General features: G+C 72.3%; 22 protein-coding genes. 14 read left to right on the forward strand and 8 right to left on the reverse strand.

The window, feature by feature from the left end:
• Positions 1-58 precede the first annotated feature (58 nt).
• Entirely contained in the window at positions 59-1057 is a 999-nt protein-coding gene (locus ACF07V_RS25910) for a TAXI family TRAP transporter solute-binding subunit (protein WP_392157642.1), read from the forward strand.
• 183 nt (positions 1058-1240) lie between these two features.
• Here the strand turns inward: ACF07V_RS25910 and ACF07V_RS25915 are convergent, their stop codons facing one another.
• Together ACF07V_RS25915 and ACF07V_RS25920 are read right to left on the reverse strand one after the other, a co-directional pair.
• On the reverse strand, positions 1241-2665 hold the full coding sequence (locus ACF07V_RS25915) for an ATP-binding protein (protein ID WP_392157576.1): 1425 nt from the start codon (positions 2663-2665) through the stop codon (positions 1241-1243).
• Positions 2666-2680: 15 nt separating this feature from the next.
• Entirely contained in the window at positions 2681-3394 is a 714-nt protein-coding gene (locus ACF07V_RS25920; RefSeq protein ID WP_392157577.1) for a response regulator transcription factor, read from the reverse strand.
• Positions 3395-3677: 283 nt separating this feature from the next.
• On the opposite strand from ACF07V_RS25920, the gene ACF07V_RS25925 reads away from it, so the two are divergent.
• From ACF07V_RS25925 to ACF07V_RS25960, 8 genes are all read left to right on the forward strand, one after another.
• Positions 3678-4463, forward strand: a complete 786-nt coding sequence (locus ACF07V_RS25925; RefSeq protein WP_392157579.1) for an amino acid ABC transporter ATP-binding protein — start codon at positions 3678-3680, stop codon at positions 4461-4463.
• Between the two features lie 54 nt (positions 4464-4517).
• On the forward strand, positions 4518-5336 hold the full coding sequence (locus tag ACF07V_RS25930) for a glutamate ABC transporter substrate-binding protein (protein WP_392157581.1): 819 nt from the start codon (positions 4518-4520) through the stop codon (positions 5334-5336).
• Between the two features lie 119 nt (positions 5337-5455).
• Positions 5456-6130, forward strand: a complete 675-nt coding sequence (locus tag ACF07V_RS25935; protein WP_392157582.1) for an amino acid ABC transporter permease — start codon at positions 5456-5458, stop codon at positions 6128-6130.
• Positions 6127-7017, forward strand: a complete 891-nt coding sequence (locus ACF07V_RS25940) for an amino acid ABC transporter permease (RefSeq protein WP_392157584.1) — start codon at positions 6127-6129, stop codon at positions 7015-7017. Before ACF07V_RS25935 ends, ACF07V_RS25940 begins: the two co-directional genes overlap by 4 nt.
• Positions 7018-7209: 192 nt before the next feature.
• Positions 7210-8898, forward strand: coding sequence for an FAD-dependent monooxygenase (locus ACF07V_RS25945; RefSeq protein WP_392157585.1), 1689 nt, complete (start codon positions 7210-7212; stop codon positions 8896-8898).
• Positions 8899-8945: 47 nt separating this feature from the next.
• Positions 8946-9017 (forward strand): putative leader peptide, encoded by a 72-nt coding sequence (locus ACF07V_RS25950; protein ID WP_310851512.1) that lies wholly within the window; start codon positions 8946-8948, stop codon positions 9015-9017.
• Positions 9018-9111: 94 nt separating this feature from the next.
• Positions 9112-9651, forward strand: a complete 540-nt coding sequence (locus ACF07V_RS25955; RefSeq protein WP_392157587.1) for a cysteine dioxygenase — start codon at positions 9112-9114, stop codon at positions 9649-9651.
• Complete coding sequence (locus ACF07V_RS25960) at positions 9648-10055, forward strand: rhodanese-like domain-containing protein (RefSeq protein WP_392157589.1); 408 nt, start codon at positions 9648-9650, stop codon at positions 10053-10055. Before ACF07V_RS25955 ends, ACF07V_RS25960 begins: the two co-directional genes overlap by 4 nt.
• A gap of 107 nt (positions 10056-10162) precedes the next feature.
• Here the strand turns inward: ACF07V_RS25960 and recX are convergent, their stop codons facing one another.
• The 4 genes from recX to ACF07V_RS25980 all read right to left on the reverse strand — a co-directional run bounded on the left by recX (position 10163) and on the right by ACF07V_RS25980 (position 13710).
• Complete coding sequence (gene recX, locus ACF07V_RS25965; RefSeq protein WP_392157591.1) at positions 10163-10729, reverse strand: recombination regulator RecX; 567 nt, start codon at positions 10727-10729, stop codon at positions 10163-10165.
• 4 nt (positions 10730-10733) lie between these two features.
• Positions 10734-11867: a recombinase RecA gene (recA, locus tag ACF07V_RS25970; protein WP_392157592.1), complete on the reverse strand. Its 1134-nt coding sequence runs from the start codon at positions 11865-11867 to the stop codon at positions 10734-10736.
• A 183-nt stretch (positions 11868-12050) separates the two neighbouring features.
• Positions 12051-12884: an alpha/beta fold hydrolase gene (locus ACF07V_RS25975; RefSeq protein ID WP_392157593.1), complete on the reverse strand. Its 834-nt coding sequence runs from the start codon at positions 12882-12884 to the stop codon at positions 12051-12053.
• A gap of 40 nt (positions 12885-12924) precedes the next feature.
• The gene (locus ACF07V_RS25980) at positions 12925-13710 is read right to left on the reverse strand and encodes an SGNH/GDSL hydrolase family protein (RefSeq protein ID WP_392157644.1); all 786 of its coding nucleotides are present in this window, start codon (positions 13708-13710) and stop codon (positions 12925-12927) included.
• A gap of 111 nt (positions 13711-13821) precedes the next feature.
• On the opposite strand from ACF07V_RS25980, the gene ACF07V_RS25985 reads away from it, so the two are divergent.
• The 4 genes from ACF07V_RS25985 (at position 13822) to ACF07V_RS26000 (ending at position 17985) form a co-directional block, all read left to right on the forward strand.
• Positions 13822-15057, forward strand: coding sequence for a sensor histidine kinase (locus ACF07V_RS25985; RefSeq protein WP_392157594.1), 1236 nt, complete (start codon positions 13822-13824; stop codon positions 15055-15057).
• Positions 15054-15722 (forward strand): response regulator, encoded by a 669-nt coding sequence (locus ACF07V_RS25990; protein ID WP_392157596.1) that lies wholly within the window; start codon positions 15054-15056, stop codon positions 15720-15722. Before ACF07V_RS25985 ends, ACF07V_RS25990 begins: the two co-directional genes overlap by 4 nt.
• 135 nt (positions 15723-15857) lie before the next feature.
• Positions 15858-17168 (forward strand): cytochrome ubiquinol oxidase subunit I, encoded by a 1311-nt coding sequence (locus tag ACF07V_RS25995; RefSeq protein WP_392157597.1) that lies wholly within the window; start codon positions 15858-15860, stop codon positions 17166-17168.
• A 37-nt stretch (positions 17169-17205) separates the two neighbouring features.
• A complete protein-coding gene (locus ACF07V_RS26000) occupies positions 17206-17985 on the forward strand; it encodes a cytochrome d ubiquinol oxidase subunit II (protein ID WP_392157599.1) in 780 nt (259 codons plus the stop codon).
• Between the two features lie 2 nt (positions 17986-17987).
• On the opposite strand, the gene ACF07V_RS26005 is transcribed toward ACF07V_RS26000, so the two are convergent.
• Both ACF07V_RS26005 and ACF07V_RS26010 read right to left on the reverse strand, forming a co-directional pair.
• Positions 17988-19103, reverse strand: a complete 1116-nt coding sequence (locus ACF07V_RS26005; protein ID WP_392157645.1) for an AI-2E family transporter — start codon at positions 19101-19103, stop codon at positions 17988-17990.
• A 268-nt stretch (positions 19104-19371) separates the two neighbouring features.
• Positions 19372-19566 carry a DUF3046 domain-containing protein gene (locus ACF07V_RS26010; protein WP_369146874.1) on the reverse strand — a complete coding sequence of 65 codons (195 nt, stop codon included), beginning with the start codon at positions 19564-19566 and terminating at the stop codon, positions 19372-19374.
• Between the two features lie 79 nt (positions 19567-19645).
• On the opposite strand from ACF07V_RS26010, the gene ACF07V_RS26015 reads away from it, so the two are divergent.
• Complete coding sequence (locus tag ACF07V_RS26015) at positions 19646-20578, forward strand: hypothetical protein (RefSeq protein WP_392157600.1); 933 nt, start codon at positions 19646-19648, stop codon at positions 20576-20578.
• Positions 20579-20587: the final 9 nt, after the last annotated feature.

Below are 20587 nucleotides of genomic sequence, written 5' to 3' on the forward strand. Positions count from 1 at the left end.
CGGCTCCCCACACCGTCGAGCCTGGCCAGAGGCGGCGGTGAGCTGGCACTATCGCCGCATGTTCGCCTCGCTCTCCCGTGCCGCCCGCCGCCGTCTCCTGGCGGTCTCGGCCGCGCTGCTCGCGGTGTGCGGGGTGCTCGCGTGGTGGCTGATTCCCTTCGGCTCCCCCGTCCCGAGCGGCTCGGTCACCTTCAGTACGGGTGTCCCCACCGGCGTCTACCAGAAGTACGGGGATCTCCTGAAGAACGCCCTCGCGGAGGACCTGCCCGAGGTGTCGATAACGCTCAAGGACAGCGAGGGCTCCCAGCAGAACCTGGCCCGGGTCGCGACCGGCAAGGCCGACTTCACGGTCGCGACGGCAGACGCGGTGGCCCAGTACCAGCGCGACCGCAGGCCCGGTTTCGAGCGGCTGCGCGGCTGCGCACGGCTCTACGACGACTACGTACAGCTCGTCGTGCGCAAGGGCTCCTCGGTGCAGCGGGTCCAGGACCTGCGCGGGCTGCGGGTCGGCGTCGGCCAGGACGGCTCCGGCGTGCGGCTGATCGCCGACCGGGTGCTCGCGGCGGCCGGCCTGACGCCCGTCCGGGACATCGAACCGGTGTCCGCGGGCATCGACACGATGCCGGGGCTCCTGGAGCACGGCGAGCTGGACGCCTTCTTCTGGTCGGGCGGCCTGCCGACCGACGCGGTGCAGAAGCTGTCCGAGCGCTTCCCGGTCCGGCTGATCCCGCTGGACGCCCGGCTGGTCGACCGGCTGCACGACGTCGGCGAGTCGACCCGGCACTACCGGTCGGCGGTGATCCCGGCGGACGCGTACGCGAAGGCGCAGGACGGCCGGCCGATCGAGACCCTGGCGGTGGCGAACCTGCTGGTCACCACGGTGGAAGCGGACGAGGACCTGGTGGAGGGCTTCACCAGTACGGTGATCAGGAGCCGGGACGGGATCGGCCGCCAGGTGCACCCGGCCCAGCTGGTGGACCTGCGGACGGCCGTCTACACCGAGCCCCTGACGCTCCACGACGGCGCCCGCCGCTACTACCGCTCCGTGAAGCCCTGAGGCACCCCGTACTCCGTCCCGTGCCCTACCGCTCCGTCAAGCCCTGAGGCACCCCGTACTCCGTCCCGTGCCCTACTGAGGCACCCCGTACTCCGTCCCGTGCCCTACCGCTCCGTGAAGCCCTGAGGCACCCCGTACTCCGTCCCGTGCCCTACTGAGGCACCCCGGTCTCCGTCCCGTGCCCTACCGCTCCGTGAAGCCCTGACCCGGATCGCGCTCGGCGGGGGCGTGCCGGGGCACGGTGACCGTCACCCTCAGCCCGTGCGGCTCGTTCGGGGCGAAGGTCACGCCTCCGCCGCCGGCCGTCAGCAGGACGCGCGCGATGGAGAGGCCGAGGCCCGATCCCTTGACGTTCTGGTGCCGGCCCGAGCGCCAGAAGCGGTCGCCGACCCGGCCGAGCTCCTCCTCGGTGAGGCCGGGCCCGTGGTCGGCGACGACGACGGCCACGGTCGACCGGTCCGGGACGACGGTGACCGTGACCGGCTCCCCCGCGGGGGTGAACTTCAGCGCGTTGTCGATCACGGCGTCGAGGGCGCTGGAGAGGGCCACCGGGTCCGCCCAGGCAGTGACCGCCCCGCACTCCCCGGTCAGGGTGACGCCCTTGTCCTCGGCGACCGGGCGCCAGGACGCGACCCGCTCGTCGGTGAGCGCGCCGACGTCGGTGAGCCTCAGCTCGGCCGCCGCGTGCTCGGCGAGCGCCAGGTCGAGGAGGTCGTCGAGGACCTGCGCGAGGCGCTTGCCCTCGGTCCGTACGGAGGCGATCTCCTCGTTGCCCTCGGGGAGCTCGAGGGCGAGCAGTTCGATCCGCAGGAGCAGCGCGGCCAGCGGGTTGCGCAGCTGGTGTGAGGCGTCGGCGACGAAGGCCCGCTGCTGTTCGAGCGCGTCCTCGACGTTGTCGGCCATCTCGTTGAACGAGCGGGCGAGGCGCCGCAGTTCGGGAGGTCCGCCGGTGGCGGCCACGCGGGAGTTCATCTGCCCGGTGGCGATGTCGTGGGTGACGGCGTCGAGGACGCGGACCGGTCGCAGCACCCAGCCGGTGAGCCGGAAGGCGGCGCCGACGGCGAGCAGCATCGCGGCGGCCTCGCCGGCGAAGATCAGCAGCCAGCCGCGCAGGATGCGGGAGCGGAGCTGTCCGGTCGGCGAGTCGGTGACGACGACGGCGACGACGTCCCCGTCGCGGACGACGGGGGAGGCGATGGTGAGCCGGGCGTCCCCCTGCCAGGGCCAGACCTGCGGCGGGTCGTGGCTGCGGCGCCCGAGCAGGGCCTCGTTGAAGGCGCGCCGGCCCTCCCCGTCGTACGGGACGACCCAGTCCTCGGGGGCGGCGGCCATGGCGCGGTTGTCGCGGTAGAAGATCCCGGCGCGGATGCCGTACACGTCGTGGTAGCTGGCGAGTTCGCCGCCGAGGGTGGTGCGCCGCTCGTCGGTGCCGGGGCTGCTCTCGTTGACGAACTGGGCGAGGGCGGCGAAGCGGGCGGCGTCGTCGAGCCGGTCGACGACGACCCGCTGCTGCTCGGACGCGGCGAGGCTGGCGGCGAGGGGGAAGCCCAGGGCGAGCAGCACGCCGGCCATCAGCACGATGAGCAGCGGGAGGAGTCGGGTGCGCACGTGCGGAGCCGCCCCCTACGCGGCGGGGGCGACGAGGCGGTAGCCGACGCCCCGCACGGTCTCGATCAGGGCGGGCATCCGCAGCTTGGAGCGCAGGGAGGCGACGTGCACCTCCAGGGTGCGGCCGGTCCCCTCCCAGCTGGTCTGCCAGACCTCGCTGATGATCTGCTCGCGGCGGAAGACGACGCCGGGCCGCTGGGCGAGGAGGGCGAGCAGGTCGAACTCCTTGCGGGTGAGCGGGACGCTCTCGCCGTCGATGCTGACCCGGCGGGTGGGCAGCTCGACGGTGACGGAGCCGAGCCGCAGCACGGTCTCGTCGGCGGTCCCCGCGGTCCCCGTGGTCTCCTCGGCTCCGGCGCGGCGCCGGCTGACGGCGTGGATGCGGGCGAGGAGCTCGCCGGGGTCGTAGGGCTTGACGACGTAGTCGTCGGCGCCGAGGTTGAGCCCGTGGATCCGGGAGCGCACGTCTCCGCGCGCGGTCACCATGATCACCGGGGTGGTGGTGAGCTTACGGATGCGGCCGCAGACCTGGTAGCCGTCCTGGTCGGGGAGGCCGAGGTCGAGCAGGATCACTCCGTACGAGGGCCGCTCGCCCTGGGCGGTGGGCAGGACGGCCTGGAGGGCCTCCTCGCCGTTGCGGGCGTGGGTGACCGTGAAGCCGTGCTTCGCGAGGATCGCGGAGAGTGCGGCGGCGACGTGGTCGTCGTCCTCGACGAGCAGCAGTCGCATGCGTACCTCCTCCGTGAAGATTGCTTCGTGATCTGTCGATGGCGGCTCTCTGTGTACCAGGTGCCACCAGGGCATGAACACCGAACATGGGTGTCACAGTCAAGTGTCCCCCTGTTACGCCGGCGTTTCCGTTATGGACCCGGTACGGCCCGGCCGTCACCTTCACACTCTGTGTCCGGTTGCGGCCGTATCGTTATCCTCAATTTCCGCTCAGATGTGATGACGGTCGTCACATCGGGTCTCTAGTGTCCTCCCCAACCGAGGAGGACGGAGCAAGAGGCCGATGAGCGGAGAGTCAGTGTCCAAGAGTCCCGAGGCCACCCCGCGTGCCGCGGACGACCTGGTCGTACTGTCCGACGTGAACAAGCACTTCGGCGCACTGCATGTCCTCCAGGACATCGATCTGACGATCACCCGCGGCGAGGTCGTGGTCGTCATCGGGCCCTCCGGGTCCGGCAAGTCGACGCTGTGCCGCACGATCAACCGGCTGGAGAGCGTCGACTCCGGCACCATCACCATCGACGGCAAGCCGCTGCCCCAGGAGGGCAGGGAGCTGGCCAGGCTGCGTTCCGACGTCGGCATGGTCTTCCAGTCGTTCAACCTCTTCGCGCACAAGACGGTGCTCGAGAACGTGATGCTGGGCCAGGTCAAGGTCCGCAAGACGGAGAAGAAGGCCGCCGAGACCAAGGCCCGGGCCCTGCTCGACCGGGTCGGCGTCGGCACCCAGGCGGACAAGTACCCCGCTCAGCTCTCCGGCGGCCAGCAGCAGCGCGTGGCGATCGCCCGCGCGCTGGCCATGGACCCGAAGGTCATGCTCTTCGACGAGCCGACCTCGGCCCTCGACCCGGAGATGATCAACGAGGTCCTGGAGGTCATGCAGCAACTGGCCCGGGACGGAATGACGATGGTGGTCGTGACGCACGAGATGGGCTTCGCGCGCTCCGCCGCCAACCGCGTCGTCTTCATGGCCGACGGAAAGATCGTCGAGCAGGCGACACCCGAGGAGTTCTTCAGCAACCCGCGCAGCGACCGGGCCAAGGACTTCCTGTCCAAAATCCTTCACCACTGAGCGGGTTGACGACCTAGTCTTCCCCACTCACGCCTACTCAAGGGACTTTCCTCCATGAAGCTTCGCAGCACCGCCGCCGCCGCGGCCGTCGTCGTCCTCGCCCTGACCGCCACCGCCTGCGGCAGCGGCTCCGACTCCGGCAGCAACGGCGACAAGATCACCATCGGCATCAAGTTCGACCAGCCGGGCCTGGGCCTGAAGACCCCGGACGGCAAGTACGCCGGTTTCGACGTGGACGTCGCCAAGTACGTGGCGAAGGAGCTCGGTTACTCCGAGGACAAGATCAACTGGAAGCAGGCGCCGAGCGCCGAGCGCGAGAACCTGATCAAGAACGGTGACGTGAAGTTCGTCGTCGCCAGCTACTCGATCAACGACAAGCGCAAGAAGGAGGTCGACTTCGCGGGTCCGTACTTCCTGACCCACCAGGACCTCCTCGTCCGCGCCGACGACAACTCGATCACCAAGGTCGAGGACCTCAACTCCAAGAAGCTCTGCTCGGTCACCGGCTCGACCTCCGCGCAGAACGTCAAGGAGAAGCTCGCCCCGAAGGCCAACCTCCAGCAGCTCGGCGGCTACTCCGAGTGCCTCACCGGCCTGGAGAACAAGGCCGTCGACGCCCTGACCACGGACGCCTCGATCCTCGCGGGCTACGCCTCACAGAAGGAGCTCCAGGGCAAGTTCAAGCTCGTCGGCCTGAAGATGAGCGACGAGAACTACGGCATCGGCCTGAAGAAGGGCGACGACGAGCTGCGCGGCAAGATCAACACGGCGCTGGAGAAGATGGTCTCCGACGGCACCTGGGAGAAGCTCGTCAAGGCGAACTTCGGCCCCTCCGGCTACCAGTACGAGGCCGCGCCGGCGGTCCAGAAGTAACCCACCCGCCTCTGCGGTGACGGCCGCCCCGCACGCGGGCGGCCGTCACACCGGCACCGGCCGCCGCCCACGCGGCGGCCTCCACACCGACCGACCACCAGGGGAGAGCGCGGGGCATCGTGTTCGACTTTCTTGATTCCGGGCAGTACGACCTGCTCGGCGCCTTCTGGGTGACGGCTCAGCTCGCCCTCTACTCGGCGATCGGCTCGCTGGTCTGGGGCACCGCCCTGGTCGCCATGCGGGTCAGCCCGGTCCCGCTGATGCGGGGCTTCGCCACCGCGTACGTCAACATCGTCCGGAACACTCCGCTGACGGTGGTCCTCGTCGCCTGCCTGCTGGGCCTCAACCAGACCCTGCTCATCACGCTCGGCGCGGAGAGCTTCGAGAACATCGGCTTCCGCCTCGCCGTCCTCGGACTCGTCGCCTACACCGGCACCTTCGTCTGCGAGGCGCTGCGCTCGGGCATCAACACCGTTCCGCCGGGGCAGGCCGAGGCCGCCCGCGCGCTGGGCCTGAGCTTCACCCAGGTCCTCCGGCTCGTGGTCCTCCCGCAGGCCTTCCGCGCCGCGGTGACCCCGCTCGCCAACGTCCTGATCGCCCTCACCAAGAACACCACGGTGGCGGCCGCGATCGGCGCCGCCGAGGCCTCGCTCCTGATGAAGACGATGCTCGAGAACGAGAGCGACGCGCTGTTCGCCGTCTTCGCGATCTTCGCCTTCGGCTTCATCGTCCTCACCCTCCCCACCGGCCTGATCCTCGGCTGGGCGGCCAAGCGACTGGCGGTGAAGCGATGAGCTCCGTCCTGTACGACACCCCCGGCCCGCGCGCGAAGCGGCGCAACGTCGTCTACACGATCGTCTTCGTCGCGGTCCTCGCCCTGGTGGCCTGGTGGGTGCTCGACGCCCTGAACGCCAAGCACCAGCTGGACGCGGACAAGTGGAGCCCGTTCGTCACCGACTCCGCGGTCTGGACGACGTACCTGCTGCCCGGCCTCACCGAGACCCTCAAGGCCGCGGCGCTCTCCATCGTCATCGCGCTGCCGCTCGGCGCGGCCCTCGGCATCGGCCGGCTCTCCGACCACCGCTGGGTCCGCGTGCCCGTCGGCGCGCTCGTGGAGTTCTTCCGCGCCATCCCGGTGCTGCTCCTGATGATGTTCTCGAGCGCGCTGTACGCGCAGTTCACGACCGTCAGCTCCGACTTCCGCCCGCTGTACGCGGTCGTCACCGGCCTGGTGCTCTACAACGCCTCCGTGATCGCCGAGGTCGTCCGGGCCGGCGTGCTCACCCTGCCCCGCGGCCAGGGCGACGCGGCCGTGGCGCTCGGCATGCGCAAGGGCCAGACCATGCTGTACGTCCTGCTGCCGCAGGCCGTGACCGTCATGCTCCCGGCCCTGGTCAGCCAGCTCGTCGTCATCGTGAAGGACACCGCGCTCGGCGGCGCCCTGCTCGGCTTCGGGGAGCTGCTCAGCCAGAACCGGCAGATCACGGCCAACTACGGCGCCAACACGATCGCCACCCTCACGGTCATCGCGCTGATCTACATCGCCCTGAACTTCGCCCTGACCACCCTCGCGGGCCGGCTGGAGAGGCGGCTGCGCCGGGGCAGGAAGACCCCCTCGGTGGCCCTCCCGGCCCAGGCCGGAGCCACCGACGTGAAGTCGGAGGCCGTCAGCGGCGCCTGACCCCGCAGGGGTCCGTGGGACAACAGGGGTGGGCCGGAGCGGTACTGACTTCAGGTCAGCCGCACCGCGCCCACCCCGTCGCTTGACGCAAGCACCCTCAGTGGGTTGCATACGGTCTGTGATCAACCACCGGGCCCGTGCCACACTCAGCTGTGCTGCCCCCATGACCGTCCGGCCTACAGGAGCCGCGCCGTGGACCCGGTGATCATCGTGGGCGCGGGGCCGGTCGGCCTCGCGCTCTCCCTCGCGCTCGCCGCGCAGGGCGTGCCCAGCGTCGTCCTCGACGAGGGCGCCGGCAAGGAGGAGCCCCGCCCCGCGCGCAGCGTCGTCCTGCGCGCCGACATGGCCGCGACGGTCGAGCGGCTCGGCTGCACGACCCTCCGTGACGAGGGCGTCCGCTGGGTCGGCTGGCGGGGGATGCGCCGCCGCCAGGAGGTGCGCCGGCTCACCCTCGACCTGGGGCTCGGCGGCACGGAGGAATGGTCCGAGGACCCCGACGCACCCGCCTCCCCGGCCGCCCCGCTGCACATCCCCCAGCACGCCCTGGCCCGCGGACTGCGCGACGCCATCTCCCGGCAGAAGCTGATCCGGATCGTCACCGAGTCCCGGCTCGACACCATCGAGCAGGACCGGGACGGGGTCGTCGCCCACACCCGCGGCCCGGAGGGCACCTGGTGGCGCGGCAGCCACCTCGTCGGCTGCGACGGTGCCCGTTCGACCGTACGCAAGCTCCTCGGGATCCGTTTCCCCGGCCGCACGGCGGTGGAGCGGCACGCCGTCGCCGCGCTGCGCACCGAACTCCCCTGGCCCGGCGAGGCCCTGCTGCACCGTCAGCCCCCGTGGCGCGGCGCCGGCGAGGAGATCACCGCCCGTCCGCTGCCCGACGGGGTGTGGCGGATCGACTGGCTGCTGCCGCCCCGCGGCGACCTGGTCACCCCGGACGCGCTGGTCGCCCGGATCCGCGAGACCCTGGCCGGCTGGTGCGAGGGCGTGACACCCCCGTACGAACTCATCGACACCGGCGTCCACACCCTGCACCACCGGCTCGCCCGCCGCTGGCGGGTGGACCGGGTCCTCCTCGCCGGGGACGCGGCGCACCTGCTCGGCGCGGTCGGCACCCAGGGCCTCGACGAGGGGCTGCGGGACGTGGACAACCTCGCGTGGAAGCTCGCCCACGCCTGGCACCACGGCGGCTCGGAGCGGCTGCTCGACAGCTACCAGAGCGAGCGGCGGACGGCCGTCGCGACCCGGCTGCGCGCGGCGGACCAGTCGCTGCCCGTCCTGCGCGGCGGCGGAGGCCTGCGGACGTACCTCCCGGGCGCCTCGCGCGGCCACGACGCCCTGCTGACCGACGGTCATGTGGGGCGCGGCCCGCTCGGCGCGCCCCCGGCGTACCCCCACTCGCCCCTCGCGCCCCCGTACACCGAGGGGCAGACGCCCGTCGGCACCCCGCCGGGCGCTCCGGTCGAGGACGTCCGCGTGACCGCCCCCGACGGCACGACCGTACGGCTCCGGGACCGCCTCGGCCAGGGCCGCCTCCTGGTCCTCCTGGTCGCACCCGGCACCGGGGTGTGGGACCGGCGCCACTGGCGGAGCGCTGGAGTGATGCCCCGGCTCGAAGAGGCGGTCCAGGCACTCCCGGTGAAGGCCGAGGTCCTGGTCACGGAGGCCTACCCGGGCGCTCCGGCCCACGCCGTCCTGCTCGTACGGCCCGACGGGCACCTCGTCGCCGCCTTCTCCGGGGTCCGCCCGGAGGAGCTGTACGCGGCGGCGGACGCGGCCCGTGGCGGCTCGGTCGCCGAGGAGGCTCCGGCGGAGGAGTCCGCGGAGGAGTCCCCCGAAGTGTCCGTGTCGAGCGACCGCACGGCGGACATGCATTGATTCACGCAGGCGCGCATGGTGTACTCCGGAGCGTGACCGACACCGATGTGCGCCTGTGGCGGAGGGTCCATATGGACCTCCTCCGCTATGCGGGCTGCGTGTGTCGCCCGTCCTGCTGATCTCGCCCCTTTCCCCGCGCGCGCCCCGCCACCGGCCCCTGTCCGTGTGCCGTGTGCCGTCGCGCGCTCTTCGCGAACCCCAGGACGGTCACCCGTGCCCCAGCACGTCACCTCTCATCCCCCTGCCTTCTCCCCCGCCCCGTCCCCGACGTCGGCGGAACTCCTCGACTTCGTCCGTCGTACGGCGGCCGACAAGGAACTCGTCGACTCCCTGCCGCTCGACCCCGAGGGCCGTACCTGGGTACGGCTCGACGGCCCCGGCGGCAGCGAGGCCTGGCTCATCGGCTGGCCGCCCGGCACCGGCACCGGCTGGCACGACCACGCCGAATCGCTGGGCGCCTTCGCGACCGCGCGCGGGACGCTGACCGAGAACGCGCTCGCGGTCCGGCTGCCGGCGAGCGGCTGGAAGACCCTGGAACTGGCCGACGGCCTCGACCGCTCCCGGCGCCTCTCGGAGGGCACCGGCCGGGCGTTCGGCCGCCACCATGTGCACGAGGTGCTGAACGAGTCCACGGACACCCACGCGGTGTCGGTGCACGCCTACCATCCGCCGCTCCCGCTGATCCGGCGGTTCAGCCGGACGGGCGCGGTGCTCCGTCTCGAGCAGGTCGAGCGTCCGGAGGACTGGCAGTGAGCGAGGAGCGAGTGGGCATCGACGAGCTCCTGGAGCGGGTCAGGTCGGGACTCGACCGGATCGAGCCCCGGGCCGCCTACGAGGCGTACGAGGCGGGTGACGCGCTCCTGGTGGACACGCGCTACGCCGCCCTGCGGGAACGGGACGGCCTGATCCCGGGCGCGCTGATCGTGGAGCGCAACGAACTGGAGTGGCGGCTCGACCCCCTGGGCAGCCATCGCGCGGCGGAGGCCGACAGTCACGACCTGCGGGTGGTCGTCCTCTGCAACGAGGGCTACGCCTCCTCCCTGGCGGCCGAGTCCCTGCGCCGCCTGGGCCTGCACCGGGCGACGGACCTCGTCGGCGGCTTCCAGGCCTGGAAGGCCGCCGGCCTCCCGGTCCTCCTCCCGGCCACCCGCGCCTGACGGACCGTCCCACGGCCCACCACCGGACGAGTCCTTCTGTCCCCCCGTGTCAGAAGGACTCGTCTGGAAAGGGCACGTCCCGGCGGGACGCGTCCCGGAAGCCCGTGTCAGAAGGGCTCGTCCAGCCCCTCCGTGTCCTCGCCCTCGGCCTCCAGGGCCTGGCGGACGACGCGGAGGGCCATGCCCTCGGGGTACCCCTTGCGGGCGAGCATGCCCGCGAGCCGTCTCAGGCGCCGGTCGCGGTCGAGGCCGCGGGTGGCGCGCAGCTTGCGGTCCACGAGCTCACGCGCCGTGGCCTCCTCCCGCTCGGAGTCGAGCTGCTCCACCGCCTCCTGGATGAGGGTCGGCTCGACGCCCTTGGTGCGCAGCTCCCGGGCGAGAGCCCGGCGGGCGAGGCCCCGGCCGTGGTGGCGGGACTCCACCCAGGCCCCCGCGAAGGCGGCGTCGTCGATGAGACCGACGTCCTCGAAGCGGGAGAGGACCTCCTCCGCCACCTCGTCGGGGATCTCCCGCTTGCGCAGCGCGTCGGCGAGCTGCTTGCGCGTGCGGGGGCTTCCGGTGAGCAGGCGCAGGCAGATCGCGCGCGCCCGCTCAGCCGGATCCTGGGGTGACAGCTCCTTCTCGGCCCTCGACGAGTCGGAGCTGTCACCCGGCCATTCGGTGCGCCCGGTCACCGGTTCAGCTCTTGACCGCGGTGGCCTTGGTCGCCTTCGCGGTCTTGCTCGCGGGAGCCGGGACGCTCTTGGCGTCGTCCGCACCGGCCGCGTCGGCGGCGCCCGCCGCGTCCGCACCCGGCTCGGCCGACGGGGCCTCGGGCCGGACGCCGACGCCCAGCTTCTCCTTGATCTTCTTCTCGATCTCGTTGGCGAGGTCGGGGTTGTCCTTCAGGAAGTTGCGGGCGTTCTCCTTGCCCTGGCCGAGCTGGTCGCCCTCGTACGTGTACCAGGCGCCGGCCTTGCGGACGAAGCCGTGCTCCACGCCCATGTCGATCAGGCCGCCCTCGCGGCTGATGCCCTGGCCGTAGAGGATGTCGAACTCGGCCTGCTTGAAGGGCGGCGCGACCTTGTTCTTGACGACCTTGACGCGGGTGCGGTTGCCGACCGCCTCCGTGCCGTCCTTGAGGGTCTCGATGCGACGGATGTCGAGGCGCACCGAGGCGTAGAACTTCAGGGCGCGGCCACCGGTCGTGGTCTCCGGCGAGCCGAACATCACGCCGATCTTCTCGCGGAGCTGGTTGATGAAGATCGCGGTGGTCTTGGACTGGTTGAGCGCGCTGGTGATCTTCCGGAGCGCCTGGCTCATCAGGCGGGCCTGGAGACCCACGTGCGAGTCGCCCATCTCGCCCTCGATCTCCGCACGCGGGACGAGCGCGGCGACGGAGTCGATGACGATCAGGTCGAGGGCGCCGGAGCGGACCAGCATGTCGACGATCTCGAGCGCCTGCTCGCCGTTGTCCGGCTGGGACAGGATGAGGTTGTCGATGTCGACGCCGAGCTTCTTGGCGTACTCGGGGTCGAGGGCGTGCTCGGCGTCCACGAAGGCGACCTGGCCGCCGGCCTTCTGGGCGTTGGCCACGGCGTGCAGGGTCAGGGTCGTCTTACCGGAGGATTCCGGTCCGTAGATCTCCACGACACGGCCGCGCGGCAGGCCGCCGACGCCGAGGGCGACGTCGAGGGCGGTCGATCCGGTGGAGATCACCTCGATCGGCTCCTGGGTGCGGTCGCCCATGCGCATCACGGCGCCCTTGCCGAATTGGCGTTCAATCTGTGCGAGTGCGGCGTCGAGCGCCTTCTCGCGGTCGGTTCCTGCCATGGGTTCCACCCGGTTTGCTTGAGTCGATCGCTTCATGTGAAAGACGCTAACCCCTGCCACTGACAATGGGCCCCGGCGTCCCCTCCGACCTGTGGACAACTCGGCGACAAGCCCGTGATTCCAAGGGTCGGGCTTCCATGAGAATGGATGTTCGATTTTAGTGTCAAGCGCGCCACGCGGCCGTCAGGCGCCCCGGTCGACGAGCCACTCCAGGGCCGCCCGGCCGGCCCCGAGGACGGAGATGTGCCCCTCGGACGGGTCGAGCCGCAGCTCCGCGCCGGGGCTGTGCCCGGCCAGCCACCGGCCGTGCGCGCTCGGCACGATCCGGTCCTCGCCGCCGTGCAGCAGGAGGACCGGCGCGGCCACCCCGGCGGGGTCGCATCCCCACGGGGCGACATAGGCGAGGTCGTCGTCGATCAGCCCGCCCGGCCCGCCGTCCACGGCCGGACCGACGACCGCGCCGAACCAGGACCACTCCCCGGCGAGCGCCGCGTGGTCGGCGGGGGTGAACATCTCCGGGTCGTACCCGGCTCCCGCCTCGTAGGCCTCCTTCGCCGCACGCCCCTGGACGGCGGCCCGCAGGCCCGCCGCGCCGGACGGCGTCATGCCCGCGAACCAGTCGAGCCCCTCGGCTCCGAAGGGCGCGAGGCTCGCCGCCGCGACCACGGCGAGCACCCGTTCCGGCAGGAGCGCCCCGCAGGCCAGGGCGTGCGGGCCGCCGCCGGAGTGCCCCATGACGGCGAACCGTCCGATCCCCAGCGCGTCGGCGACGGCCCGTACGTCGTCGGCCGCCGAGGCGATGTCCCTGCCCGGCCGGGGAGTCGACCCGCCGTACCCGGGACGGTCGTACGACACCCAGCGGATCCCGAGCCGGGCGGAATCCGGGAGGAGCGGCCCCGGGGGCACGCCGATGTTCGGCGTCCCGTGCTGCCAGAAGACGGTCAACGCGGGGCCCGCTCCGGTGTCGTAGACGTGCAGACGGCGCCCGTCGTCCAGCTCCAGATCGGTCTCGATCACCCCTCACACCCCTCCCGGCACGCCCTTCGGCGACACGAACCTACTGGGGACCGGCCGTCACCGGCAGCAGCTCCGGCCGCTTGGCGCGGCGGTCGTCGCCGGACGAGCGGCCGCGCAGGCGCCGGCCGATCCAGGGGCCGAGGAAGGACCCGGCCCAGCGGAGCTCGGCGGTCACCGCACCCAGACCCGTGGGGACGGCCTGCGGCGGCAGCGGACGGGTCCAGGAGTCGTCGGAGCCGGGCAGCGCGAGCGCGTGGGCGACGGCGGCCGCTATGCGCGCGTGGCCGATCGGGCCGGCGTGCAGCCGGTCGGGGCTCCACAGCCGGGGGTCGGTGACGACGGGATGCCGGGAGGTCTCGACGACGGTGACGCCGTGCCGGCGCGAGGCCGCGCGGATCCGCTCGTTGAGGGCCTCGACACGGGGGCCGAGCGGGCGGGCGAGCGGAGTGATCCGGCCGACGTCGGGGAAGGTGAGGGTCGCGACGCGGGCGCCCTGCCCGGTCAGCGCGGCGAACATCGCCTCCAGGTGCCCGGCCGTCGCGTCCGCGTCGAAGCGGGGGCGCAGCAGGTCGTTGACGCCGGCGACGACCGTGGCGAGGTCGGGCCGGAGCGCGAGGGCGGGGGCGAGCTGCTCGGCGCGGACCTGGCCGGCGAGGCGGCCCCGTACGGCCAGGTTGGCGTAGCGCACGTCGGGCCGCTCGCGGGCGAGCGACTCCGCGAGCCGGTCCGCCCATCCGCGCAGCCCGACGGTGTCGTCACCGTCACCGAGCCCTTCCGTCTGACTGTCCCCCAGGGCGACGTACCGCAGAAACGTGCCGTCCGACATGGACCCGCCTTCCTCGATCACCTGCGCACCACTCTCGATGATAGTCACTTTTTTTACTAGCAAACTCGGCCAGCAGGGTGCCGGACCGCCCTCCCGCCTATCCTTCGACCCATGTCCCTCCCCCTCCGCGCCCCCGGCGGCGGCCGTCTGTCGGCCCGGGCCGCAGACGCCCTCGTGGCAGGAGTCGTCCTGCTCGTGGTGGCGGTCTGGACGGCCGTCTCGGCGCAGTACACGAGCGAGCCCGCGCTCCGCACGGTGCTCGGCTGGGCGCTGATCCTGGCCGGCTGCGGAGCGCTGTACTTCCGGCGGCGGCAGCCGGTCGCCGTGGCCGTGGCCACGCTGATCGCCTGCGTCGTCTACTACCCGCTGTCCGCCCAGGACGGCCCGCTCATGATCGCCTTCGCCCTCGCGCTGTACACGACCGCAGCCGAGGGCCGCTTCGCCGCCGCCGTCGCGCTCGCGGCCGTCACGCTGCTCGCGGTCGGCTTCGGCGAGATCCGGCAGCAGCCCGGGCACCGGCAGATCGACGACACCTCGCTCGCCATGCTGGCCGGCTGGCTGATCAGCCTGGTCGCCGTGGGCCGGGCCCAGCGCACCCGGATCGCCTATCTCCACGAGGTGGAGCAGCGGGCGCTCGCCGCCGAGCGGGAGCAGGAGGCCCGCGCCCGGCAGTCCGCCACCGAGGAGCGGCTGCGGATCGCCCGTGAGGTGCACGACGTGCTCGGGCACAGCATCTCGCTGATCAACGTCCAGTCCGGGGCGGCGCTCCACCGGCTCGGCAAGAAGCCGGCCCCCGAGACGGCGCTCGTCACCGCCACCGAGGCCCTGGAGGCGGTGAAGGCGACCAGCAAGGACGCCCTGCGCGAGCTGCGGGCGACCCTGGGGGTGCTGCGCCGGGCCGACGAGTCGACGCCGACCACGCCGTCCTCCGGGCTGGCACTTCTCGGCGACCTCGCCGCACGCGCCCGGAGCGCCGGCCTCGACGTCCGTACGCACACCACCGGCACGCCCGTACCGCTGCCGCCGCCCGTCGACCTCGCCGCGTACCGGATCGTGCAGGAGTCCCTGACGAACGTCACCCGCCACGCGGGCGCGAGGACCGTGTCGATCACCCTGGACTGGGGCGCCGACGCGGTGCGGCTGCGGATCGCCGACGACGGCGGGGGCGCGCCGGAGGGCCGCCCGCTGGGCAGCGGCATCCGGGGCATGACGGAGCGGGCCCGCGCGTTCGGCGGGGAGCTCACCGCCCGGAACGACGGGGACGGCTTCCTGGTGGACGCCCGGCTCCCCCTGACCACACCCGCCACACCCGCCGCACCTCCCCCATCCGAGAGGGACCCCCGATGATCCGTGTCGTGCTCGCCGACGACCAGACCCTGGTCCGGGCCGGCTTCCGGTCGATCCTCTCCGACGAGGAGGACCTCGAGGTCGTCGGAGAGGCCGGGGACGGGGAGCAGGCGGTCGCACTCGCCCGCGAACTGCGGCCGGACGTCGTCCTGATGGACATCCGGATGCCGGTGCTCGACGGTCTGGAGGCCACCCGTCGCATCACCGGCGACGCGCGGCTGGAAGGCGTGCGGGTGGTCATCCTGACCACCTTCGACGCGGACGACCACGTGTACGGGGCGCTGCGCGCCGGCGCCTCGGGCTTCCTCGTCAAGGACACCGAGCCGATGGAACTGCTGCACGCGGTACGGGTCGTGGCGCGCGGCGACGCCCTGATCTCCCCGGCCGTGACCCGCCGTCTGATCGCCGAGTTCGCCGGTCTCGCGGGCCGACAGCCGGATCCGAGCCCCCGGCTGAACGCCCTCACCGAGCGGGAGCGCGAGGTGCTCGGCCTGGTGGGCGCCGGACTCTCCAACGACGAGATCGCGGGCCGGCTCGTCCTCTCCCCCGCCACCGCCAAGACCCACGTCAGCCGCATCATGACCAAGCTGGCGGTGCGCGACCGGGCGCAACTGGTGATCCTGGCGTACGAGTCGGGGATGATCACTCCCGGCTGGCTGGCCTGAGGGCCCCTGGGGGACGGGACCCCACCGGCACAACTCAGGGGGTACGCGCGCGTGGGGAGGCGCAACCGACGGGGTACGGCCGGTGTCCACCCCGGGGTGACGCCGGGCCCCTGACCGTACGCCCACGCTGACCGGGTGAATCAGGACGTACTCGATCTCGCGCGGCTGCAGTTCGCCCTCACCGCCGGCGGACACTTCCTCTTCGTCGCCCTCACCCTGGGGCTCGCGACCGTCGTCGCCGCGCTCCAGACCAGGGCGACGTTCAGCCGGAATCCGCTGCACGCACGCATGGTGCGGTTCTGGGGCCAGTTGTACGTGATCAACTACGCGGTCGGGATCGTCACCGGGCTCGTGATGGAGTTCCAGTTCGGCATGGCGTGGAGCGGGCTCACCCACGGGGCGGGCAATGTCCTCGGGGCCTCGCTCGCCGTCGAGACGATCGTGGCGTTCTTCGTCGAGTCGACCTTCCTCGGTCTGTGGATCTTCGGCTGGAACCGGCTCAACCGCTGGGCCCACCTGGCCGCGATCTGGATCGTCGTGCTGACCGCCTACCTCTCGGCGTACTGGATCCTCGTCTCCAACGGCTTCCTCAACCACCCCGTGGGATACGGCTCCGAGGGCGGCGAGCTGGTCCTCGAGGACCCGGTCGCCCTCCTCACCAACCCCTCCGCGCTGCTCGCCTTCGGGCACGTCCTGGCGGGCGCGCTGCTGACCGCCGGGTTCTTCATGGCCGGGGTGAGTGCGTACCACCTCTTCCGGCGCAGCCCGGAGGCGGAGTTCTTCGGCCGCAGCCTGCGCATCGGGGTCTTCGTGTCGGCACCCGCGCTGATGGCCGCGTCCGTCTTCGGCGGGCTGCAGTTCCGCGCCCTCACCACCTTCCAGCCCATGAAGTCGGCCGTCTTCGGCGCGAAGTCGGCCGAGATCGCGCGGATCCAGGCGGAGATGACCGACCGCTTCGGGCCGGGCGACTACGTGCCCTCGGAGGCGTGGACCCGGGGCGGCGGTCTGGTGATGCTGATCAGCTTCGCGCTGATGATGTACCTGTGCTTCGCCGGGGTGATCCTGGCCTGCTTCAAGAAGGTCGTCCTCCGGTTCCGGCTCTGGCACCTCGTCCTGATGGCGGCCGTGCCCCTGCCGTATCTCGCCATGATCGCCGGCTGGGTCTTCCGGGAGGCCGGACGGCAGCCCTGGGTGGTCTACGGGATCCTCAAGACGGAGGACGCCGTCTCGGACCTCTCCCCCGACACCATGCGCCTCTCCCTCACCGTTTTCACCACCGTCTTCGTCCTGCTCGCCCTCCTCAACGCCTGGCTCCTCGCCCGGCACGCCCGCCGCGGCCCCGTCGAATCCGGCCTCGGCCACGACGAGCGTCCGGACCCCGACGGCGGGGAGCCGGGGGCACCGCCGGCCGACCCGGCGGACTCCCTGCCCGCTCCCCGCTACTGAACAGCCCGAACCACCGAGGAAAGCCCGAGGAGCCCCCGTGGAGACCCTGGCCATCACCCTGCTCGCCTTCTTCGCCGTGGGCTGGTTCGTCCTCGCGGGGGCGGACATCGGCACCGGCATGCTCACCCCCTGGCTCGGCCGGAACGACCGCGAGCGGCGTCTCGTCATCGCCTCCTTCGCCCCGTTCTTCCTGGGCAACGAGGTCTGGCTGGTCGCCGCCGCCGGTGTCCTCGTGGGCTGCTTCCCCGCCTTGGAAGGGGAACTCCTGAGCGGCCAGTTCCCGGTCCTCGTGGCCCTGCTGGCCGGCTGGATCCTCCGGGACGTGGGGCTCTGGTCGCGCGGCCGGGGCCCCGGGCCCCGCTGGCGCGCGGGCTGCGACGCCGCCGTGGCGTGCGGCAGCTGGACCGTCGCGCTCTCCTGGGGGTGGCTGCTCGCGGCCCTGCTGACCGGGCACCCGTACGCCCCGGCGACGGGCCCCACGGCGCTGCTCACCGCGTTCGCGGTGGCCGCGCTGTTCGCCGTGCACGGGCTCGGATTCGCCACGCTGCGCCTCACGGGCGTGCCGTACGAGCGGGCCCGCCGGCTCGTCGGACGCACCGGGCGCCCCTGGCAGTCCTTCGCGCTCACCGGCGTCCTGCTCGCCGGGCTTCCGCTCTGGGCGGGCACCGCGCTGCCGCTGGCCGGGCGGACGGCCGCGCCGAGCACGCTCCAGCTGCTCGTGCCCGCCCTGCTGGTCGTCACCCCCCTGCTGGTGGCCGTCCAGGCATGGATCTGGCACGCCTTCCGGCACCGGGTGACGGGCCCTTCGTACCTGTGAGGTCAGGTCTCCTTCTTGTGGTGCAGGGCCTTCTGGAGCCGGGCCACGACCGCCTCGCCGTATCTCCGGTGGCCGTGGACGCGCGGGTCGTCGGTCACGTCGTACCGCTTCACGTACGCGCCGAGGAAGGCCTGGAGGGTGGCGACGGCCGGGATGGCGATCAGCGCGCCGACGGCACCGAGCAGCGCCGTGCCCGCGATGACCGAGCCGAAGGCCACCGCCGGGTGGATGTCCACGGTCTTGGAGGTGAGCTTCGGCTGGAGCACGTAGTTCTCGAACTGCTGGTAGATCACGACGAAGCCGAGCACCCACAGCGCGTACCAGGGGTTGACGGTGAAGGCGATCAGCATCGGCAGGGCGCCGGCCAGATAGGTGCCGATGGTCGGGATGAACTGCGAGACGAGGCCGACCCAGACGGCGAGCGCCGGGGCGTACGGCACGCCCAGGATCTCGAAGAGCACGAAGTGCGCGATGCCCGAGATGAGGGCCATCAGGCCGCGCGAGTAGAGGTAGCCGCCGGTCTTGTCGACGGCGATCTCCCACGCGCGCAGGACCTCGGTCTGGCGGGCCGGCGGCAGGACGGAGCAGAGCGCGCGCCGCAGCCGGGGCCCGTCGGCCGCGAAGTAGAACGAGAACAGGAAGATCGTGAGGAGCCGGAAGAGTCCGCCGAGGACGGTGGCGGACACGTCGAGGACGCCGGACGCGCTGTTCTGCACGTACTTCTGGAGCCAGTCGGAGCTCAGCACGCTGTCCTGGACCTCGACGCGCGAGAGGTCCGTGTGGAAGTTCTGGTTGATCCAGTTGATCAGCGAGTCGAGGTACTTGGGGAAGTTCTCGACCATATCCACGATCTGGCCGGCCAGCATCGAGCCGAGGAGGACGACGAAGCCGACGCCGAAGACCGTGACGGCGAAGAAGACGAGGAAGGTGGCGAGGCCCCGGCGCATCCCGCGCGCCGCCATGCGTCCGACCGCCGGCTCGATGGCGAGGGCGAGGAAGAAGGCGAGCAGGATGTTGACGAGGAGGCCGACGAGCTGGTGGAAGGCCCAGTTGCCCAGTTGGAAGACGGCGTAGAGCGCGAGGGCGAGCACGAGCGCGCGGGGCAGCCAGCGCGGCATCCGCGCGGGCCCGGCGGCCGGGCCGGCCACGGCCTCCGACGGCACGGCCGCCGGAGCCGCGGCCTCGGCGGGGGCAGCGGCGGCCGGAGCCACGGCGGGCGCCGGGGAGGCCGTGCCGTCGGTCACGTCGAGTACGTCGGGCACATCGTTCGGTTCGGTCTTCTCGGTGTCGTCAGTCGGGGCCACCCCGCCAGTCTCGCGCACCGCACGGACATTCCACCCGGGACCCCTCACATCCCCGCCAGTCACCCCGCGGTTCGCTTTCCGGTCATCGCTTGTCGGCCGGTACGTCGACGGCCGCGCAGACGGCCCGCCACACGTCCTTCGCCTCCCAGCCGGCGTCCAGTGCCTCGCGCACCGTCCGGCCCCCGAGCTCGGCCATCACATGGTCGCTCGCGAAGGACTCGGCATACCCCGCACCGAAGTGGTCCGCCATCCGTTCCCAGAAAATCGTCAACCGCATGACCCCAGTATCCCGCCCCCAAGAGTGCAGCCCGGTCCGCAGACCTTGTCACCGCGCTTTTCCGCCCTACCTTCGGAGCATGGCCGAAAATCCCCTCTCCTCCCCGCCCTCGACTCCCCTGGCGCGCGCCGAGCGTTTCATCTGGCTGACGGCCCGCGTCCTCGAACAGCACCGGTTCGCCTACCACTTCCTGCGCGGCGGCCCGGACCGGGTCGAGACGGCCCTCACGGCGTACCTCAACGAGGACGGCGGCTACGGACACGCGCTCGAACCGGATCTGCGCGGCCCGGTCAGCCAGCCCCTGCACACCGCGCACGGGCTGCGGGTGCTGGACTCCATCGGCCGCTGCGGCGGACTGCGCGTGGAGCGGATCTGCCGCTACCTCACGGAGGTGTCCACGCACGACGGCGCGCTCCCGGCGATCCACCCGTCCCAGCGCCACTACCCCTCGGCGCCCTTCGTCCCGGTCGTCGACTTCCCGCCGAGCGCCCTGCTCTCGACCGGCCCGGTGGTCGGCGTTCTGCACCGCAACCAGGTCTGGCACGCGTGGCTGTTCCGGGCCACCGAGTTCTGCTGGTCGGCCGTGGAGTCGCTCGAGAAGTCCCATCCGTACGAGATCCAGGCGGCCGTCGCCTTCCTGGACTCGGCCCCCGACCGCTCACGCGCGGAGGCGGCCGCCGCCAAACTCGGCCGGCTCGTCCGCGAGCAGGGACTCGCCCTCCCGGACCCCGACCGGCCGGAGGACCACCCGGTGGCGCACGACGGGTACGCGCCCGGTGAGCACCTCCGTCCGCACGACTACGCGCGCGTGCCGGACTCGCTGGCCGGGCGCTGGTTCACGGAGCAGGAGATGGCCCGCTCCCTGGACCGCCTCGCAGCCGAGCAGGAGGAGGACGGCGGCTGGCCCACCCGCCGGAGCGCCTGGGCGCCCGGCTCAGCCCTGGAGTGGCGCCCGATCGTCACCGTCGAGGCGCTGCGCACCCTCCGCGCGCACGGCCGCGCGATCGACTGAGGCGCACCG

It is taken from the genome of Streptomyces sp. NPDC015661 (genome assembly GCF_043077765.1).
Lineage (GTDB): Bacteria > Actinomycetota > Actinomycetes > Streptomycetales > Streptomycetaceae > Streptomyces.

Excerpts from the sequence above, each read along its gene's own strand:
- ACF07V_RS25910 (WP_392157642.1), top strand. The coding sequence starts at position 59 with ATGTTCGCCTCGCTCTCCCGTGCCGCCCGCCGCCGTCTCCTGGCGGTC.
- ACF07V_RS25920 (WP_392157577.1), bottom strand. The coding sequence starts at position 3,394 with ATGCGACTGCTGCTCGTCGAGGACGACGACCACGTCGCCGCCGCACTC.
- ACF07V_RS25925 (WP_392157579.1), top strand. The coding sequence starts at position 3,678 with ATGAGCGGAGAGTCAGTGTCCAAGAGTCCCGAGGCCACCCCGCGTGCC.
- ACF07V_RS25930 (WP_392157581.1), top strand. The coding sequence starts at position 4,518 with ATGAAGCTTCGCAGCACCGCCGCCGCCGCGGCCGTCGTCGTCCTCGCC.
- ACF07V_RS25940 (WP_392157584.1), top strand. The coding sequence starts at position 6,127 with ATGAGCTCCGTCCTGTACGACACCCCCGGCCCGCGCGCGAAGCGGCGC.
- recA (WP_392157592.1), bottom strand. The coding sequence starts at position 11,867 with ATGGCAGGAACCGACCGCGAGAAGGCGCTCGACGCCGCACTCGCACAG.
- ACF07V_RS25980 (WP_392157644.1), bottom strand. The coding sequence starts at position 13,710 with ATGTCGGACGGCACGTTTCTGCGGTACGTCGCCCTGGGGGACAGTCAG.
- ACF07V_RS25985 (WP_392157594.1), top strand. The coding sequence starts at position 13,822 with ATGTCCCTCCCCCTCCGCGCCCCCGGCGGCGGCCGTCTGTCGGCCCGG.
- ACF07V_RS25990 (WP_392157596.1), top strand. The coding sequence starts at position 15,054 with ATGATCCGTGTCGTGCTCGCCGACGACCAGACCCTGGTCCGGGCCGGC.
- ACF07V_RS26005 (WP_392157645.1), bottom strand. The coding sequence starts at position 19,103 with ATGCCGCGCTGGCTGCCCCGCGCGCTCGTGCTCGCCCTCGCGCTCTAC.
- ACF07V_RS26010 (WP_369146874.1), bottom strand. The coding sequence starts at position 19,566 with ATGCGGTTGACGATTTTCTGGGAACGGATGGCGGACCACTTCGGTGCG.
- ACF07V_RS26015 (WP_392157600.1), top strand. The coding sequence starts at position 19,646 with ATGGCCGAAAATCCCCTCTCCTCCCCGCCCTCGACTCCCCTGGCGCGC.